The sequence below is a fragment of the Candidatus Photobacterium acropomis genome, assembly GCF_030685555.1.
Lineage (GTDB): Bacteria > Pseudomonadota > Gammaproteobacteria > Enterobacterales > Vibrionaceae > Photobacterium > Photobacterium lucens.
In genome coordinates, this window is the sequence record NZ_CP131609.1 from 1594642 (window position 1) to 1613994 (window position 19353).

At 41.9% G+C, this 19353-nt stretch carries 15 protein-coding genes and 1 other annotated feature; of the genes, 8 read left to right on the top strand and 7 right to left on the bottom strand.

What is annotated here, in order from left to right:
• Positions 1-6 precede the first annotated feature (6 nt).
• Both Q7657_RS14425 and Q7657_RS14430 read right to left on the bottom strand, forming a co-directional pair.
• The gene (locus Q7657_RS14425) at positions 7-1602 is read right to left on the bottom strand and encodes an anthranilate synthase component 1 (protein ID WP_107165026.1); all 1596 of its coding nucleotides are present in this window, start codon (positions 1600-1602) and stop codon (positions 7-9) included.
• A complete protein-coding gene (locus Q7657_RS14430) occupies positions 1599-2612 on the bottom strand; it encodes a 3-deoxy-7-phosphoheptulonate synthase (RefSeq protein WP_107165027.1) in 1014 nt (337 codons plus the stop codon). The genes Q7657_RS14425 and Q7657_RS14430 overlap by 4 nt, the downstream gene beginning before the upstream one ends.
• A gap of 67 nt (positions 2613-2679) precedes the next feature.
• Positions 2680-2775 (bottom strand) — a sequence feature (Trp leader region).
• A gap of 178 nt (positions 2776-2953) precedes the next feature.
• On the opposite strand from Q7657_RS14430, the gene rnm reads away from it, so the two are divergent.
• From rnm to Q7657_RS14450, 4 genes are all read left to right on the top strand, one after another.
• Positions 2954-3844, top strand: coding sequence for an RNase RNM (gene rnm / locus Q7657_RS14435; protein WP_107165028.1), 891 nt, complete (start codon positions 2954-2956; stop codon positions 3842-3844).
• Positions 3844-4464: an L-threonylcarbamoyladenylate synthase gene (locus Q7657_RS14440; protein WP_107165029.1), complete on the top strand. Its 621-nt coding sequence runs from the start codon at positions 3844-3846 to the stop codon at positions 4462-4464. The genes rnm and Q7657_RS14440 overlap by 1 nt, the downstream gene beginning before the upstream one ends.
• 340 nt (positions 4465-4804) lie before the next feature.
• On the top strand, positions 4805-5899 hold the full coding sequence (gene rluB, locus Q7657_RS14445) for a 23S rRNA pseudouridine(2605) synthase RluB (RefSeq protein ID WP_053988357.1): 1095 nt from the start codon (positions 4805-4807) through the stop codon (positions 5897-5899).
• A gap of 253 nt (positions 5900-6152) precedes the next feature.
• Positions 6153-7034, top strand: coding sequence for a DMT family transporter (locus Q7657_RS14450; protein WP_107165031.1), 882 nt, complete (start codon positions 6153-6155; stop codon positions 7032-7034).
• Between the two features lie 79 nt (positions 7035-7113).
• Here the strand turns inward: Q7657_RS14450 and Q7657_RS14455 are convergent, their stop codons facing one another.
• Entirely contained in the window at positions 7114-7887 is a 774-nt protein-coding gene (locus Q7657_RS14455; RefSeq protein WP_498827332.1) for a YciK family oxidoreductase, read from the bottom strand.
• A gap of 266 nt (positions 7888-8153) precedes the next feature.
• On the opposite strand from Q7657_RS14455, the gene sohB reads away from it, so the two are divergent.
• Positions 8154-9215, top strand: a complete 1062-nt coding sequence (gene sohB, locus Q7657_RS14460; protein WP_107165033.1) for a protease SohB — start codon at positions 8154-8156, stop codon at positions 9213-9215.
• A gap of 59 nt (positions 9216-9274) precedes the next feature.
• Here the strand turns inward: sohB and Q7657_RS14465 are convergent, their stop codons facing one another.
• Positions 9275-9523 (bottom strand): YciN family protein, encoded by a 249-nt coding sequence (locus Q7657_RS14465; RefSeq protein WP_008986674.1) that lies wholly within the window; start codon positions 9521-9523, stop codon positions 9275-9277.
• A 621-nt stretch (positions 9524-10144) separates the two neighbouring features.
• Here Q7657_RS14465 and topA point away from each other — a divergent pair.
• Positions 10145-12796 (top strand): type I DNA topoisomerase, encoded by a 2652-nt coding sequence (gene topA / locus Q7657_RS14470; protein ID WP_107165034.1) that lies wholly within the window; start codon positions 10145-10147, stop codon positions 12794-12796.
• 89 nt (positions 12797-12885) lie between these two features.
• Here topA and miaE read toward each other — a convergent pair whose 3' ends face one another.
• Together miaE and Q7657_RS14480 are read right to left on the bottom strand one after the other, a co-directional pair.
• Positions 12886-13677: a tRNA isopentenyl-2-thiomethyl-A-37 hydroxylase MiaE gene (gene miaE, locus Q7657_RS14475; protein WP_107165035.1), complete on the bottom strand. Its 792-nt coding sequence runs from the start codon at positions 13675-13677 to the stop codon at positions 12886-12888.
• A 90-nt stretch (positions 13678-13767) separates the two neighbouring features.
• Positions 13768-14529: a DNA repair protein gene (locus Q7657_RS14480; protein ID WP_107165036.1), complete on the bottom strand. Its 762-nt coding sequence runs from the start codon at positions 14527-14529 to the stop codon at positions 13768-13770.
• A 379-nt stretch (positions 14530-14908) separates the two neighbouring features.
• Here Q7657_RS14480 and cysB point away from each other — a divergent pair, with 379 nt between their 5' ends.
• Together cysB and Q7657_RS14490 are read left to right on the top strand one after the other, a co-directional pair.
• Positions 14909-15883: an HTH-type transcriptional regulator CysB gene (gene cysB, locus Q7657_RS14485; RefSeq protein WP_053988350.1), complete on the top strand. Its 975-nt coding sequence runs from the start codon at positions 14909-14911 to the stop codon at positions 15881-15883.
• A 146-nt stretch (positions 15884-16029) separates the two neighbouring features.
• Entirely contained in the window at positions 16030-17220 is a 1191-nt protein-coding gene (locus Q7657_RS14490; RefSeq protein ID WP_107165037.1) for a methyltransferase, read from the top strand.
• Between the two features lie 49 nt (positions 17221-17269).
• On the opposite strand, the gene Q7657_RS14495 is transcribed toward Q7657_RS14490, so the two are convergent.
• Positions 17270-19246 carry a putative bifunctional diguanylate cyclase/phosphodiesterase gene (locus Q7657_RS14495; protein WP_107165038.1) on the bottom strand — a complete coding sequence of 659 codons (1977 nt, stop codon included), beginning with the start codon at positions 19244-19246 and terminating at the stop codon, positions 17270-17272.
• Positions 19247-19353: the final 107 nt, after the last annotated feature.

Below are 19353 nucleotides of genomic sequence, written 5' to 3' on the forward strand. Positions count from 1 at the left end.
TTCTCCTTAACCTTGATGTGCAGTGCGAATAGCGTTAATCACAGCTTGGGCTTTACCGCGTGTTTCATCGGCTTCGGCTTGAGGCACGGAATCGTAAACGACACCAGCACCTGCTTGGACACTGGCAATACCATTTTCAACGTAAGCAGAACGGATCACGATACAGGTATCCATATCACCATGACCGGTGAGATAGCCGACAGCTCCGCCATAACTACCACGACGGCGTTGCTCAACATCACGGATAAGCTGCATAGCACGAATCTTTGGCGCACCTGTTAATGTGCCCATGTTCATACAGGCTTGATAAGCATGCAGGGCATCAAGATCGCTACGCAGTTGACCAACCACACGAGAAACCAAATGCATTACGTGGCTATAGCGATCAACTTTTAGTAAATCAGCGACATAACGGCTACCAGCTTCACTGATCCTTGCGACATCATTACGGGCTAAATCCACCAGCATCATGTGTTCAGCGTTTTCTTTGGTATCGCAACGCAGTTCCAGCTCAATACGGCCATCTAAATCAAGATTGATTGAGCCATCGTTATTTTTACCACGAGGGCGTGTTCCTGCTATTGGGTAGATTTCTACTTGATTTGAATCTGAGCAATATTTGAGTGCACTTTCAGGTGATGCGCCAAACAAGGTGAAGTCTGAATCTTGTAAAAAGAACATGTATGGACTTGGGTTGCCAACTTTAAGCGCTTTGTATGCCGCCAGTGGAGAAGGGCATGGCAAGGTAAATTGGCGTGATGGCACCACTTGGAACACATCACCGCTGATCACGTACTGCTTGAGATTGTCGACCGTTTGGCAGAAATCTTCGTCATTGATAGAAGCGACAGGTTCACATTGAGCAAGTACTTGTGCTGGTGGCACTGGCTGTGGATTTAAACAGATCTCTTTAATCGCTTGCAGGCGACGACTTAAATCGTGATAGCTATTGGTGTAATGTTCACCACCAAATAAAGTCGCTTGTAGTGTGCCTTTTCGACGTTGGTGATCGACAATCAACAAAGTTTCAGCAATATAGAAGATATAGTCAGGGCAGTTATTGTCTTGCTTCACTTCCGGTAACGGTTCAAAGTCTGCCACTAAGTCGTAAGCAAAAAGCCCACCTAAGAATAAGGCTTCTTTCGGATGATGCTTAGTATCAAAAGCATGTTGGATCAAGCGCAACGCATCAAATGATGAGGTTTGGCGCAAACGGCTATCTTCATCGATATCATGGGCATTAGATGGAAAGACCAGCGTTAAGGTGTTTTCATCTAAGGCTGCTTTAATATCGCTCGGTAGCTGATTTTGTAAATGAGTAATGACGTTTACCCCATTACTGGTTAAGGCTTCTAGCGTCACTTCCTTACCTCGACAAACAATACGCACTGCCGCATCGACCAGCATTAAGCTTTTAAGATCTTGCTTAGAGTCAACTTCTGCTGATTCTAATAAAAGGTTGTGCGGGCGATCGCCACAAACTGAAAAGTACAGTTCAGTGGGATCGGCAACATAAGGTACATCAAGGCTGAGAAGATCGATCTCATTAGCAGCTAATGTGTTTTGCCCTAGTGGATGATTTCCTATTGAGTGAGTATTCACAGCGTTCTCCCTGCCGCTTCCACAAACGGTTTTAATTCCTGCATTAATTGTTCAAACATTGGTGCAGTGAGTGCTTGATGACCATCAGATAAGGCTTCACATGGATTTAAATGTGATTCGACAATGATGCCATCCGCCCCAACTGCGGCAGCCGCTCGTGAAAGTGGGATCACTAACTCACGAATTCCCGTTCCATGGCTTGGGTCGACCAGCACTGGTAAGTGGGTATGTTGCTTAAGGTAAGCGACTGCATTGAGATCCAATGTATTTCTTGTTGCTGTCTCAAAGGTGCGAATGCCACGCTCACAAAGAATGATATTCGGGTTACCCGCGTCGTAAATGTACTCCGCAGCGAGTAGCAATTCCTCGATAGTGGCTGAAAGTCCGCGTTTGAGCAAGATCGGTTTTTTACTTTCACCGACAATTTTTAACAATCCATAGTTTTGCATATTTCGCGCACCAATTTGAAAACAATCAACATATTGAGTCATTTTTTCAACTTGGCTCACATCCATTACTTCAGAAACGGTTGGAATATCGAGCATGTCATTGGCTTGTTTTAACAATTTTAACCCTTCGACACCAAGTCCTTGGAAATCATAAGGGCTGGTACGTGGTTTATAAGCGCCGCCACGTAGTGCCATAGCACCATGGGATTTGACCATTTCAGCAACAGAGAGGAGTTGTTGCTCTGATTCGACAGAGCAAGGGCCTGCAATAACGGCAAAACGATCACCGCCAATAGCAGCTGAGCCAAAACGTACAACAGTATTGTGGGCTTGTACTTCTCGGCTAACCAATTTGTATTTGGTCAGAATGGGTTTGACTGATTCAACCAGAGGATCGGCATGAATATTTAGGCTTTGTAGTACACGTTCATCACCTAATGCACCAAGTACGATACGTTCGCTACCTGGCATATAAAGCGGTTTAAGACCAAGGTTCGCAATTTTAGTGAGGAGAATATTGGCATCAGCTTCTGTTGCTTGTGGTTTTAAGACAATAATCATAAGGCATCCTTGTATAAATTCGCTGTGGTGACTGAATGTGTGTGATGTACTGCTAAAGTATTGAGTTATAAAAAAGCCCGCGAAGGCTGCGGGCTTGTTGTTCTTTTGCTCTAAATACAGCAATTCACACCGCCCGTTAATGGGAATGCCACCACCAATTATTGAAGAAAACGCATTGTTGCTGGTGAATTTGCTGTACCATGTAAGAGTCCTATTAGGCATTAGTTACATTTTTGCTATCAGGTTCATTAACCGAATCAGCAAAGCAATCAAGTATTTGGATACTTGGTATTTATGTACTAGTAAACTAGTTCACGATTATAAAGTCAAGAATAAAACTTATGTTGTTTGATTTACACAGCCATACTACAGCGTCAGACGGTCGCTTAACGCCGCAAGAATTGGTTCGACGTGCCGTAGATATGCGGGTCGATATCCTTGCTATTACTGATCACGATACAGTTGCTGGCTTACATGAAGCCCATAGCGTGATTGAGCAAGAAGATTTGCCGATCACATTAATCAACGGTATTGAGATATCTACCGTATGGCAAAACTTTGATATTCATATAGTTGGGCTTAATATAGATCCTAATAATCCTGCACTACTTTCGTTTATTGATGAACAAGCGCAGCGTCGCCTTGCTCGTGCAAAAGAAATCGGTGCGCGATTAGAAAAAAATAGAATGCCAGGCGCTTATGAAGGAGCAGCAGCACTCGCTGGTGATGCATCAGTGACTCGTGCACACTTTGCACGTTGGATTGTCGATCAAGGCTATGCTAAGACAATGCAGGCTGTATTTAAGAAGTTCTTAACCCGTGGCAATCCAGGTTATGTGCCGCCTAATTGGGGGACGATTGCCGAGGCGATTGAAATCATCCATCAAGCGGGTGGTAAAGCTATTATTGCTCATCCCGGTCGTTACAACATGACGGCAAAATGGCTTAAGCGTTTGATCCAACATTTTATCGAAGTGGGTGGTGACGGAATGGAAGTTGCCCAGCCTCAACAAGCACCACAAGAACGACGTACCTTAGGGGATTACGCCATACAATATAATTTACTTGCTTCACAAGGTTCTGATTTCCACTATCAATCACCGTGGACGGAATTAGGACGTAACTTGTGGCTACCAAAAGATGTGCCAGCGATTTGGCATGACTGGGAAGTGGAGAAAAAGCGAGTAGAGGTAGAGCTTCAAGCTGAAGCTGCTGCCTCAAAGGAGGAATAATGAGTCAATTTTTTTATGTGCATCCCGAAACCCCACAAGCCCGTTTAATTAAACAAGCGGTAGAAATTATTAAAAATGGCGGTGTGGTGGTGTACCCAACAGATTCTGGTTATGCGCTAGGATGTCAGCTTGAAAATAAAGCAGCACTTGAGCGTATTTGCCAAATTCGTCGTTTAAACGAAAAGCATAACTTTACCTTGTTGTGCCGAGATTTATCAGAGCTATCTTTGTATACCCGTGTTGATAATGTTGCGTTCCGTTTACTACGTAATAATACACCGGGAGCTTATACCTTTATTTTCAAAGGTACTAAAGAAGTGCCACGTCGTTTAATGAACGCTAAGCGTAAAACGATCGGTATTCGTGTGCCTGATAATGCGATTGCTTTAGCGTTACTTGAAGCGTTAGGTGAGCCGTTAATGTCAACGTCTTTGATTTTGCCGGGTAATGATACGACGGAATCTGATCCGGATGAAATCCGCGATAAACTAGAGCATGCCGTTGATTTGATCATGCATGGTGGTTATTTAGGTGAACAACCTACAACAGTGATTGATTTCAGTGAAGGTGAAATTGATATTGTTCGTGTCGGTGCTGGTGATGTGGCACCGTTTGAATAATCTGTTGTTATCGTTCAAAGCGTAACTTCAATAAAAGCAAACAGTTAGTTTTTAGCTGTTTGCTTTTTTCGTTTTGGGACATTTTATTTTGTTGATTTATCGGTAAATTACCTGAGATATCAACTATCTTTTTTATAGCTAACGAAGTCGCATTTTGGCATAATGCGCACCCATATTCTGATTTATGTTGAGTGTTAAAACCTCGCACAGAATCCAAATTATTGCTATTCGCATAAATCATTTTGGCTTCCTAATTTACTGATTATAAAAGTAAATTATAGTCCGAGATGTTTTGATGAGTATTTCGACGCCTGTGAAGGCGACAAAGGTTTGTCTAAAAATGAGTGAAAAATTACAGAAGGTATTGGCACGAGCTGGCCAAGGTTCACGTCGTGAAATCGAACTAATGATCCAAAACGGCCGCGTAAGTGTTGATGGTGTTGTGGCAAAACTTGGCGATCGTCTTGAAGATATGACTGCAAACGTACGTGTGGATGGTCACCGTATTGAGCTTATCTCTTCTGATGAAGAAATCTGCCGTATTTTGGCGTACAACAAGCCAGAAGGTGAGTTATGTACTCGTCACGATCCTGAAGGTCGCCGTACTGTATTTGATCGTCTTCCTCGCTTAAATACAGGTCGCTGGGTATCGGTAGGTCGTCTTGATGCAAACACATCAGGTCTGCTGTTATTCACTACTGATGGTGAGCTTGCAAACCGTCTAATGCACCCAAGCCGTACGGTTGAGCGTGAATACATGGTACGTGTATTCGGTGACGTGACAGAGCAAATGGTGAAGAACCTTGTTAAAGGTGTTGAACTAGAAGATGGTTTAGCACGTTTCGAAGATGTGGTTTACGCTGGTGGTGAAGGTATGAACCATACTTTCTACGTTGTGATCACTGAAGGTCGTAACCGTGAGGTGCGTCGTTTATGGGATTCACAAGGCGTAACAGTAAGCCGTCTAAAGCGTGTTCGTTACGGTGATGTTTACCTAACCAAAGACATGCCTCGTGGTGGTTGGAGCGAGCTAGAGCTAAAAGAAGTGAACGAACTTCGCGCAACAGTAGAGCTACCACCTGAGACTGAAACAGCACTGACTGTTGAAGGTCAAAAGCGTAAGAAAGGCATTCGCCAAATTCGTCGTGCTGTTCGTCGTCACGAAGAGCGTATTGAAACAGGTAATGGTAACGCTCGTGGTCGTCGTGGTCGTAACAACGATCGTCGTAACCCAGGTGCTAGCCGTAACGCAGAAGTTGAGTCACAGCAAAACGAACGTCGTGGTAGCGGTCGTTCACAACCTGCCAAGGGGCGTGACAACCGAAATGACAGTGGTAAGCCACAGTCATCAGGTAAGCGTAAGCCTTCAGGTAATGCAGCTAACCGCCGTAACCCATTAGCGAACAAGCCAGCAAAACCACGTACTCGTAAGTAATCTTAGATTTAATATGAGACTGATTAATAAAAAACCGACCAAGCGTCGGTTTTTTTGTATCCTGAAAATGACGTGGTATAACCAAGGTGTGTACTTTATCAAAAGTATTATTAATTGCTGTGATGCATGCTATATCTAAGTAACATGCAAAGTGCAGGCTTAAGCCAACCAAGATGCAGAAGTCAGCATCATGACATTACAGGGATACAGTGAAGGGATTCGAACGAATAACGCATAATATGTGAGTGTAACAATGTTAGAGGCATTAAAAGGGCAACAACGGGGCCGATTGATCACCTTGTTGGGTGTGATTGTCTTAAGTTTTGATACGTTACTCGTCCGTTTAATAGACAGTAGTGAGTGGACATTGATCTTCTGGCGAGGATTTTTGCCTGCAGTGATGTTGTTTATGGTGCAGTGGTTCACTGATAGAAAAGTGATCACTCAGCATTTACTGCGTCCATCGTTGTTAACCTTGATCACAGCAGGGCTGTTTAGTGCATCGACTATCTGTTTTGTGCTCTCATTGGATAATACTCAAGTCGCGAGTACCTTGGTGATCACTAATACAGCGCCATTATTTACTGCTGTTATTGGCTTCTTTTTCTTAAAAGAGAAGCTAGATAAAGCAACAGTAATGGCGATTATTATTGCTGTTGGCGGGATAGGTTTAGTCTTTGGTTATCACCCAACGGTAGATGAGCTGCGTGGTGATTCTCTGGCGCTTGTCTCAGCGATTGCTATTGCGGTGTACCTTGTTGCGTTGCGTAAAACTCAAGGGCAGCTAGGTTCTGTTTACATCATCCTTGCAGGGGTATTTACCTCGATTATTTCGTTAGTGGTGGGGGCAAAACCTTTTGCACTCGATATGCGCCAAGCGATAGAGATGTTTTTATTGGGTGGCGTTGTGATCCCATTGTCTTTCTATTTGATTGCTCATGGACCTCGCTATTTACCCGCAGCGGAAACCAGCTTGATCTTATTGCTTGAAGTGTTATTTGGCCCATTATTAGTGTGGCTAATTGTTGGTGAAACACCGACTTCTAACGTGCTATTAGGCTCTGCCGTTGTAGTGCTAACCTTGTCAGGATTATTTGCTTGGCAATGGCGAAAACAACTCAAAAGTAGCCAATAGAAAATAAGATATTTAGAGATTGAAAAGCCGACGTTTGTGTCGGCTTTTTCGTTTAAATAACAATGAATAAGCTTAGTTGTTACTCTTCTTCTTCATTGCTAAATGCTGGTTTTAGCTTTGGTTGTGCATCAATACATTTACCTGAAACGTGTTGGCTTTCTGGCCCCATTAAGTAAAGGTATAACGGCATAATATCTTTGGGTGTTTTTAGTTGTGTCACATCTTCTGCTGGAAACGCTTGCGCGCGCATACCTGTACGTGTGCCGCCAGGATTAATGGCGTTCACTTTCACATTGGTATTGCTGAGCTCGTCGGCTAACACCTGCATCATTCCTTCAGTTGCAAATTTAGAAATCGAGTAACTACCCCAGAATGCACGACCACTGTGACCAACCGTAGATGAGGTAAATACAATGCGACCATCTGGGGATTTTTTGATCAATGGAATAATTGCTTGTGTTAGCAAGAACTGTGCTTTTACGTTTACTTGCATTACGTCATCAAATGTTGATTCTTCAATTTGCTCTAATGGGCTTAAAACGCCAAGGAGACCTGCATTATGTAGCACGCCATCTAAACGTCCAAATTGTTGTTCGATAGTATCGACCATATCCAGATAATGTTGCTTAGTTGCGCCCATTAAATCTAGCGGGATGATAGCTGGCTGGATATAACCGAGAGCTTCAATTTCATCATAAACAGCTTCTAATTTTGCGACTGTTCTTCCCAATAAAATGACAGTTGCACCATGAGCTGCGTATTGAATAGCGGCTTCGCGTCCAATGCCGTCACCAGCACCTGTTACTAAAATAACGCGATCTTTGAGAGAGTCTGCAGCGATCTGGTATTCCACATTAGCTTCCTTCTTATGTTGTTTTTATTGTTATTCGGTTGAAATTTAGTCTAAAACCGCACCAAGTATTGAGCTTGGTAAAAATATAGATTACTACTAACGAAACATATCAGAATTTACTAGCTGAGAGAATTTCCTTTCATCTTAAGTCGTGATCTATGGTCGGATTCATTTTCTTTTTCTGAAAGAGAAGATAGCGATGAAAGTGATATCACAGTTACAATACGTTATGGCGCTTTTGTATTGCCAACAAAGAGGATTGGATATTGGAATTTTTATTTGATTATGGACTATTTTTCGCCAAAATCGCGACTGTTGTGGTTGCCATTGTTGGTGTTTTGGTACTAGTAAAAGCCCTAAATGGTCGTCATGGTTTACAAAAAGGTGAACTAGAAGTGACTGACTTAACGGAGCAGTACAAAGATACTGTGAATCAGTTAGAGTCGCACCTGTTTGATAAAGCCCTGCTGAAAGCACGTGATAAAGCAGAGAAGAAATCAGAGAAAGAAAAAGATAAAGCACGTCAACAAGAAGTGAAGCAAGCGGCTAAAAATGGCAGCTTAGATACTTCACGTGAACCTCGTTTATTTGTGGTTGATTTCCACGGTAGTTTAGATGCACGTGAAGTCTCTTCATTACGTGAAGAAATCACTGCAATTCTTGCTGTTGCTATTGAAGGTGATGAAGTGTTACTTCGTCTCGAAACAGGCGGCGGTATGGTTCACGGTTACGGCCTAGCATCTTCTCAGCTTGATCGCTTAAAAGCTGCGGGTATTAAGCTAACTGTTTCTGTTGATAAAGTCGCAGCAAGTGGCGGTTATATGATGGCGTGTGTGGCTGATAAGATTGTATCTGCACCATTTGCGATTGTGGGCTCAATTGGCGTTATTGCTCAGCTTCCTAACTTTAATAAGTTATTGAAAAAGAACGATATCGATTACGAGCAGATCACAGCAGGTGAATTTAAGCGCACACTAACCATGTTTGGTGAAAACACCGATAAAGCACGTGAGAAATTCCAAACAGAAATTGAAGAAACACACGGTTTATTTAAGAACTTTATTGCAGTTCATCGTCCAGAGTTAGATCTTGAAAAAGTAGCGACAGGTGAGCACTGGTTTGGTCAACAAGCACTAGAGCTTGGATTAGTGGATCAAATTTCAACCAGTGATGACTTAATCACTGAAGCATGTAAAGATCGTGAAGTGCTGAAAGTGAAGTATGTTCGTCGTAAGAAGCTTGCAGAAAAACTTGCTGGTGCGTCAGGTGATGCGGCAGATAATCTACTGATGAAGTGGGTTGCACGTGGCCAACGCCCATTCATGTAATATGCTTTGAATGATAAATAAAAACCCGCAGCGTGCGGGTTTTTTTATGTTGAGCTCAATTAGTCAGCTAAAGTGAACTCAGGAGAAAGCTTATGCGCTAGCAATTTGAACATATTAAAGACTGCTGTTGTGTTGGCTGTTGGCAGTCCTTCGTCATCAAGAAAGTATTCACCCTTAAAGATTAAAACGCCATCACGCTCTTCTACAGATGTTGCGCGCATACCATCAATATAAGACTCTTGATCTTGAATGATTTGATTTGCAATCATTAGTAAATCAGTTGATGAAATTGGGTTTTTATTACTCATATTAAAGTCTCAAACAATTGAATAGCGAGTGTAGTCTATTTAAGTTAATTGAATAAAACAAATAGTCGCAGATAAAGAATGTTTAATTATTAATCAGTGATAACCGCATTTCAGTTTTAAATTCTTTATTAGTGTGAGCAAAAGCGTAAAAAGACTTTTTTTGCTAGTCAGTGATGTTCGATAAATGGTAATGATCTGCGCGAATTTCTATCTCATTTTATTTTTTTCGATTTTGAACCGTTAATGCTGGCTGAGAGAGTGCTAGTATATGCTTTTAAATCAGTCTGTTATTTGATAGTCGATAAGATAAAAATTGTGCTATACATTTTATTAACAATTGAAGAAGGTGCAACCAAATAGACGGATTTCGTTAAAAAGCAGTTGACCTTCTTGTATTCTAGCCCAATATGTAAATAGAATTTTACGTAGCTACAATGCAATTTGTCATTGCAAAAATGTTTGATTACGAAAAAGATCACTGGCAATCATATTAATTCACTGTTCCTATTTTTATGATTAGTGACTTAATGAGATTGGTCGAATGTTGCTGGTTACAATGTAAAGCAGTGGCAGTTTTTTATTTTTATATTCTAGCGAGCACGAGGACGTAATAGAGTCATTATGGGTAAATCTCTCGTTATCGTGGAGTCCCCAGCCAAGGCTAAAACGATTAATAAGTACTTGGGTAAGGATTTCATTGTTAAGTCAAGTGTTGGTCACGTCCGTGATTTGCCAACAGGTTCGCGTTCAGGCACTACTGGCAAGAAGGCCGCGGCAACATCGACCAAAGGGTTGAGTGCCGAAGAGAAAGCACGCATTAAACATGAGAAAGACCGTAAAGCACTGATCGGAAAAATGGGTGTTGACCCATATAACGATTGGAATGCGCATTACGAAGTGCTTCCAGGTAAAGAAAAAGTCGTTAGCGAATTACAAAAACTAGCAGCAGACGCTGACTATGTTTATCTCGCAACCGATTTGGACCGCGAAGGGGAAGCTATTGCGTGGCACCTTCGTGAGATCATCGGTGGCGATGATGCACGCTATAAGCGCGTTGTGTTCAACGAAATTACAAAGAATGCGATTCAACAAGCGTTTGAAGAGCCAGGTGAACTGAATATTGATGGTGTAAACGCTCAGCAAGCACGTCGTTTCCTAGACCGTGTTGTGGGCTTTATGGTGTCACCATTGCTATGGAAAAAAGTTGCGCGTGGTTTATCTGCAGGTCGTGTTCAGTCTGTTGCGGTGAAATTGATCGTAGAGCGTGAGCGCGAAATCAATGCGTTTGATCCTGAAGAGTTTTGGGACATTCACGCCGATACCTTAACCGTAGGCAAAGATGCACTACGCTTAATGGTGGCACAGCAAGCAGGTAAAGCTTTCCGCCCAGTTAACGAAGCGGACACCATGGCTGCAAAAGCGCTACTTGAAAAAGCAGCGTATGAAGTGATTGAGCGTGAAGATCGCCCAACCAGTAGCAAGCCATCAGCACCCTACATTACATCAACACTGCAACAGGCGGCGAGTACGCGCCTAGGTTACGGTGTTAAACGTACAATGGGCCTAGCGCAACGCCTATACGAAGCGGGTTACATTACCTACATGCGTACAGACTCAACCAACCTTTCAAAAGAAGCGGTTGAATCAGCACGTGATTTTATTTCAAGTGAGTATGGCAATGAATACTTACCTGAAAAAGCGAACGTATACGGCAGCAAACAAAATGCCCAAGAAGCGCACGAAGCGATTCGTCCTTCTAACGTAGAAGTAAAAGCAGAAAACCTTGAAGGTATGGAAGCGGACGCAGTTAAGCTATATGACTTAATTTGGCGTCAATTCGTATCTTGTCAGATGGTGCCTGCGAAATACGATTCAAGTACGATTACGGTGAAAGCGGGCGACTTTAGCCTAAAAGCGAAAGGTCGAACGCTACGTTTTGCAGGTTGGACACTAGTACAGCGTCCATCGGGTAAAAATGAAGACACAACGCTGCCTATGGTTAACGTAGGCGACGTATTGAAGCTAGAACAGCTTGAGCCTAAGCAACACTTCACTAAGCCGCCAGCACGCTTTACAGAAGCTGCATTGGTTAAAGAACTAGAGAAGCGTGGCATTGGTCGTCCATCAACGTACGCATCAATCATTTCTACAATTCAAGATCGTGGTTATGTGCGTGTTGATCAGCGTCGTTTCTATGCAGAGAAAATGGGTGAAATCGTTTCTGATCGCCTAGATGGTAGTTTCCCTGACTTAATGGACTTCGATTTTACTGCTCGTATGGAAGGTAATCTCGATAAAATCGCAGAAGGTGAGAAAAACTGGAAGAAAGTGCTTGATGAGTTCTTCTCTGATTTTACCACTGAGCTTGAAAAAGCTGAGCTTGATGAATCAGAAGGCGGTATGAAGCCTAACAATATCGTTTTAACTGATATTGAATGTCCAACCTGTTCTCGTCCTATGGGGATCCGTACTGCATCAACTGGTGTATTCCTAGGTTGTTCGGGTTACGCATTACCGCCTAAAGAGCGTTGTAAAACAACGATCAACTTAGGTAGCGAAGAAGGCATTGTTAACGTACTTGAAGAAGACGTTGAAACGGCAGCACTGCGTGCTAAGAAACGTTGTCCGATTTGTAATACTGCGATGGATGCTTACCTGATCGACAAAGATCGTAAACTGCACGTTTGTGGTAATAACCCAAGCTGTGAAGGTTACATTGTCGAGAAAGGTGAATTTAAGCTGAAAGGCTACGAAGGCCCTATTATCGAATGTGACAAGTGTGGTTCTGATATGGAACTGAAAAACGGTCGCTTCGGCAAGTACATGGGCTGTACTAATGAAAGCTGTAAGAATACTCGTAAGATCCTGAAAAACGGTGAAGTTGCGCCACCTAAAGAAGATCCAGTACATCTACCTGAGCTACCATGTAGCCAAGATCCAGATGCTTACTTTGTCCTTCGTGATGGTGCATCAGGTCTATTTATGGCAGCAAGTACCTTCCCTAAATCGCGTGAAACACGTGCACCTTTAGTGGAAGAGTTAGTACGCTTTAAAGATCGTCTATCGCCTAAGTTTACTTACCTAACAGAAGCGCCAGTGGCCGATCCTGATGGTCTACCAACTGTGGTTCGTTTTGCTCGTAAGAGTAAAGAAAACTACGTGCGTTCTGAGATTGATGGTAAGCCTTCTGGTTGGACTGCACTTTACGTTGATGGTAAGTGGGAAATCACGGACAAGCGTAAAAAGCCGAAGAAAGAAAAAGCTGAGAAGTAATTGCTTAGTTAACTTTCAAAGTTAAACAAAAACCGCCATGAGCTAAGCTGATGGCGGTTTTTTTGTATTTTGGAAATAGGCTATAAGAATTAGCAAGCTATGTATTCTGGTATCCCACTATGGAAGCGGAAAGTGCTATCAGGGGATGAAATTAGCTCTGCTTCTTTTGCTCCAAGAGCGTGAATACGATCGCTGATATCTTTGCCAGCGATCTTTTCTGCTAACGTCAAATAATCTTGATAGTGGCGTGCTTCTGAGCGCAATAGCGAAATATAAAACTTTTTAAGTTCAGGCTCTAAATAAGGCGCAAGCTTGGCAAAACGCTCACAAGAGCGCGCTTCAATATAAGCTCCAACAATCAATTTATCGATTAAAGTGGCAGGTTCATGAGTACGTACCGCTTTCATTAAGCCTTTAGCGTAACGCCCAGCATGAAGATTAGAGTAGGGAATATCACGCTTTTCCATGATCTCTAATACTTGCTCGAAATGGTGAAACTCTTCTTTAATTAAGCGCACCATCTTTTCAATCAGCTCTTCACCATAAGGAAAATCAGGACGAGCAACTAAAGGTGCTGATAGTCCGTTCTTTTTGTTGTGAAATGCTGCTGTAGAGCGATTCTCGCCACCGTAAACAAAATCTTCATAAGGCTTTGCCCATGCAAGTAGCGCTTCACCACTGGCTTTGTCAACGGCGTATTTGCGTACCATGAACATGGCAGTTTGGCTCGCTTTTAATTCACAATTACAGTGATCGACCAACAATGCCGTTAGGTTTTCTGGCTTACGGGCTTCTTCAATCCAGCTATCTGGCGTTTCACATTGAAGAAATTGTTTAATGGGCGTCAGTAGCTCATTAATCATCTGTTGCGTGTTATCCATAAGACGTATCATTTATTGTTATTGAAGGCATAAAAAAGGTCGCTAGTGCGACCTTTGTAGTTGAGCTATTTTAAGCCAAAGTGAAGCAAATCACCATTTACGCTTTGGCTGGAATAAGACATCGAGATCATCTTGATCTTTATCGAGCTGCTGTTGACGCTCTTGCTCGTAATTCATTGATTGCTTGTTATCAATTTCATCAAGCATTAACTGAAGCTTTTCACGAGCTTGGTTGGCGTAGTTATCATTTTTTGCCGACAGCACATCAATGCCTTTTTTCAGCAATTGTTTAGCGGTGCCAATTTGTCCTTTAATGCGTGCTTCATTGGCGCGTTTTACAACGTTTTCAATATTGATACGTAATTGAATAGATTCTAAACGGGCATTTTCATTAACGAAGGCTTGTGTGCCCATACGACCTTTGCTGTGTTCACTTTTTATCACAGTTTTTAGGCGTTTAACGAGTTGCAACATGCCAATCGCTTGTTTGTCCGTACTTGGAACTTTAAACGGGGTGATATCGGCATTGCTATAGCTGCTTTCTAAATGGGCAATTTGCTCTGTCACATTTTTGATACGTTGAGTGAGCGAACGATCATTGGGAGAGGCTTCAGACATTTGCTGCAAAGCATCAACAATACGTTGGTTTAAGCATACCAATAATTCTTTGCTGTAAGGCAGGTGATGCGCATTACCGATCAACTCTTCCGTTGCATCGATAATTGCAATATGTTTTGCCAGTTCTTGCTGCTTAATCGCTTCTATACGTTGGCGGTACTGAATGATAACGTTGTAACCAATGATAAGCGCAAGTAACAGACCAATTAAGCCTATAACTAAAGGAATACTCATAAGATATATCTATCTTCCATGCATTAATCTTGAATATAGCAGGATACACCATCTCGAAAAAACCGCCTAGTGAGATGGTTATTAAATAGGAGCTTTATTCAAATCGAAGTGTAATTTGTGCTGTTTAGCAAATTTAAACGTCACACGGCATGCATTTCTATGCTGACTTTGTACTTAAGTTTGAGTTTCTTATTATATTGAATAATTGCAAAAATATTGATTTCTGTAACTAAAAAACAAACAAATGCTATGCAAATTACTGGTTTCAATATATAAAATGTTAATTACATGGTTGCACGATTATACCTATCTCATTAAATACCATAAGGGGTTGATGGATGTGGTGTGAAAGGTAACGGATTATTGAGTAGGCGGTACCATGAAATTACAACAGCTACGCTATATTGTTGAGGTGGTGAATCATAACCTTAACGTCTCATCAACGGCTGAGAGCTTATATACCTCTCAACCGGGTATCAGTAAACAAGTTCGATTACTTGAAGATGAATTAGGTATTCAAATCTTTGAACGCAGTGGTAAGCACTTAACCAAAGTGACGCCTGCGGGAGAAGATATTGTACGTATTTCTCGTGATATTTTATCGCGAGTGGAAAGTATTAAAGCCGTTGCAGGCGAGCATACCCATCCTGAGATGGGCACATTAAATATTGCAACAACGCATACTCAAGCGCGTTATGCATTACCTGCGGTTATTCAAGGTTTTACCGCTCGTTATCCAAAAGTGTCGCTGCACATGCATCAAGGAACGCCAGCACAAATTGCAGATGCGGTAGGTAAAGGGCGTTCAGATTTCGCTATCGCAACAGAAGCGTTGCACTTATATCAAGATATGATCATGTTGCCTTGTTATCACTGGAATCGCTCGATTGTAGTGCGTAGTGATCACCCATTAGCAACAAAAACAAATATTACGATCCACGATTTAGCTGCTTATTCTCTTGTGACGTATGTGTTTGGTTTTACTGGTCGTTCTGAATTAGATAGTGCATTTAATCGTTCAGGTTTAACGCCTAAGATTGTCTTTACTGCCACCGATGCTGATGTGATCAAAACGTATGTGCGCTTAGGAATTGGGGTGGGTGTTATTGCAAGCATGGCAATGGATCCTGAAACAGATAAAGATTTAGTTGCCATTGATGCGAGCCATATTTTTGCTGCAAGTACCACTAAGATCGGCTTTAAGAAAGGCACATTCTTACGTACTTACATGTATGACTTTATGGAGCGATTTGCGCCACATTTAACACGTAACGTGGTCGATCAGGCCATCGCGTTAAAGAGCAATGGTGAAATTGAAGCAATGTTTGCTGAGATTGAGTTACCCGTTCGATAAGCCATCATGATTTATAGTTCAAAACCGCCGTCATTGGCGGTTTTGTTGTTTCTGGCATGCAGAAATGGCGGCTTGGTAGTTTATCGACAGAGTGATTTAGGTATACACTAGCGCCCCTTGTTTTTAGCACCACTAAGTTATTATTTATGTCTTGTTATGCGAACACTTTTCAACAATTAGATGCGTTATTAACGGCAAATCGTCAGTACTGGCAGTTTGTTCCTTTTGCTGATAAAGGTTTTGCATGGGAGGAACAACATCCAGAGTTTTGTGAGTGGTTAGCTGCGATTGATGATGAAACGTTATTGCAGTTAACTCAAGATCAAGATGCTTTGATTGAAGTATTTACACCGTGGATACCAGATGCTGCTTTACTTGCAAAGTTAGCAGAAACATCGCGTTTAACGGGGAGTGAATATGCATACCCGAGAAATTTTGATGCTGGTATTCCGGGGCGTAAGTGGCAGCAAATCACTGCGTTTAACCAAGTATTACCTCGGTTAGGCGTACCTTGGCTTGAGTGGTGTGCAGGTAAAGGCTTTCTTGGTCGTGTATTGTCTGTCACGCATCAACAACCTGTAACTAGTTTAGAGTGGCAACAACAACTGTGTGTTGATGGTGAAGCAGCGGCTAAGCAATTAGGATTGGATATTCACTTTGTTCAAGGTGATGCGTTTGATGTGAGTAGTCAGCAATATATTCAACCTCAACAACACGCAGTTGCGCTGCATGCCTGCGGTGATTTGCATGTATCGTTGATCAAGCAAGTGGTGGCGAAAAAAGGGCAAGCGGTGAGTGTATCACCATGCTGTTATCATTTGATCCAACATACCCAGTATCAACCCTTATCAAGTGGCGCTAAAGCCAGTCAGTTACAGCTTTCTAAACATGATTTACGTTTGCCATTACAAGAAACGGTGACGGCAGGAAATCGTGTTAAACAATTGCGCTTTGTTGAAGTCAGTTTTCGTTTAGGGTTTGATTTATTACAGCGAGAAGTGAATCAAACGAACAATTACTTACCCATTCCGAATGTTCAAAAAGCCTTGCTTGGTGAAGGTTTTGAAGCCTTTTGTTTATGGGCTGCTGAGCAAAAAGGCATGACATTACCTGATGATATTGACTTTGATTATTGGCAGCAATTAGGTGAAAAACGCTTTGCGATCACTGAGCGTATGGAGCTGGTTCGTCAATTATTTCGTCGCCCATTAGAGTTATGGTTAGTTCTTGATCGTGTCTGCTATTTAGAAGAGTCTGGCTATAAGGTGACGTTGGGTACATTTTGCGAAAAGCAGATGACGCCGCGAAACTTATTGATCCATGCTGAGCGTATGTAGCATAAGAGAAATATCACCGCGAGATAATTCTCGCGGTGATGGGTGAGTGTTAGTAGATTTCTGATTGGAGAGGTTTACTGCGTTTTAGTAACGTCTCTAACATACCGTTTTCTAACTCATGCACAGAAAGAGGTTTATTGAAGTAATAACCTTGGCAATAGTTAAAATTACAACTTTGGATGTAATCTAATTGTTCTTTGGTTTCAACGCCTTCTGCGACTACTTTCAAATTCAACTTATTACAAATGGCCTTGGTTGCTTCAACAATTGCTTTACCGCTATCAGCCTCATTTTGTACAAAGCTTTGATCGAGCTTAACTGTACTGATCGGTAAGTTTTGCAGTTGCGATAAAGAAGAGTAGCCAGTACCAAAATCATCCAAATAAAGTTCAAAACCTAGATCTGCGATAGCATCTAGGCAAGGCTTGGCTTCACTAAACTCTTGTAGCATCGCAGATTCAGTAATTTCTAATGCTACTTGGAATGGGTCGATATTGTATTCTTCAATGATCAATACCAATTCTTCAACCAGTGACATTTTGAGTTGAGCACGAGACAGGTTAATACTCATGATTAACTTGGTATCGTAGGTTTGATTCCATTCAGCTAATTGTTCACATGCTTTTCGTAGTACCCATGAACCAATCGGTACAATCTGTCCTGTTTCTTCAGCTAGCGGAATAAACTCTGCAGGAGAGACGTGACCGAGTGAATCATCATACCAACGGATCAGTGCTTCAAAGCCTTTTAGCATCATAGTGCTGAGGTCAATAATTGGCTGGTAGTAAAGCTGAAAATCTTTAATTTCAAGTGCTTGTGATAAATGGTGACGCAGTGCATTTTTACGATATAGTGTTTCAGCTAAATGTGGTTGGAAATGATAGCTACAGTTACGCCCATGTTTCTTCGCACAATGCATCGCCATATCCGCTTGTGTGATCAGCGTTTCAAAGCTATCCGCATCTTTAGGATATTGCGCTGTGCCAATACTACAGCCAATAGAAATCTCACCAATATGCTTAATATAGAATGGGCGATTCAATGCAGTGATAATTTCACGGGTGAGTAGCTCTAAATTAGGGGTATTACGTTCTTCAATTTGGATAATAAACTCATCGCCGCCAAAACGTGCGACTAATCCCCGACATTTTATGGTATCGAGTAATCGAATAGCAACCGCTCGGAGTAATTTATCACCGACAGCATGCCCGTAGGTGTCGTTGATAAGCTTGAAACTATCTAAATCTAAAAACAGCAAGTTGTAAGGAAGTGAAAAGTGGTGGCTTGCTTTTAATGCAGAAGAGATCCCGCGTCGGTTCATTAACCCAGTTAAAAAGTCATGCTCTGCGTTATAACGTTCACGTTGCAGGTTTTCTTTTTCCTTAGTGATATTGACAATTTGAAGCAGTAACTGAGATTTATCAGATAACCATTTTGCTTCAATGTTAAACCAGATATGGTTTTGTCCAGTCCAACAAAGTCGACTATGGCTCAGATTTTGATTTTGGATCGCATCTGAAATCCATTGCTTCGCGATGTCACTATCGCCAACAAAGGAAGCGAGGTTGTGCAGATCATTGCCATAGTTTTTGGTAAAGACATTATTGGCACTAACTAGCTCACCATTTTCGTCGAACAGCAGTGCGAGATTAGCACAGTCTGAAAACGCCAGCTCACAGCGAAGGCTTGATTCATCACTAATCACTTCAACTAGCATTGCATCACGACCGTCAGGGAGCATGATACCTGAAAAAATGCAGAGAAGGTTTTTGCCAACTTTTCTTGGATCTAAATGCCACCAAGTTTTTATTGTTTTGTTTTGTTTAAATGTATCGCGGTACTCTTCTAATGTCGCTTCTACAGCAGCAGACATATCTTTACTAAGATCGCGTGAAAGAAGCTCCTCATGAGAAGGTGATTCCCATAGTGGAAGCGCTTTGTCATTAGCCCAAATGATTTGTTTGTGGTCAAAATCAAAGATCCAAATAGGACTTTGAAGATGATTGAAAGGCGAGTAAATATCCATCACCAATATCTTTTTAATTATTATGTGATGCAGATATTAACTGAGATATAAAGTTCAGAATATGATTTTTTTTCTGATTACGTGATGTTAGTTCACAATATAGGGAA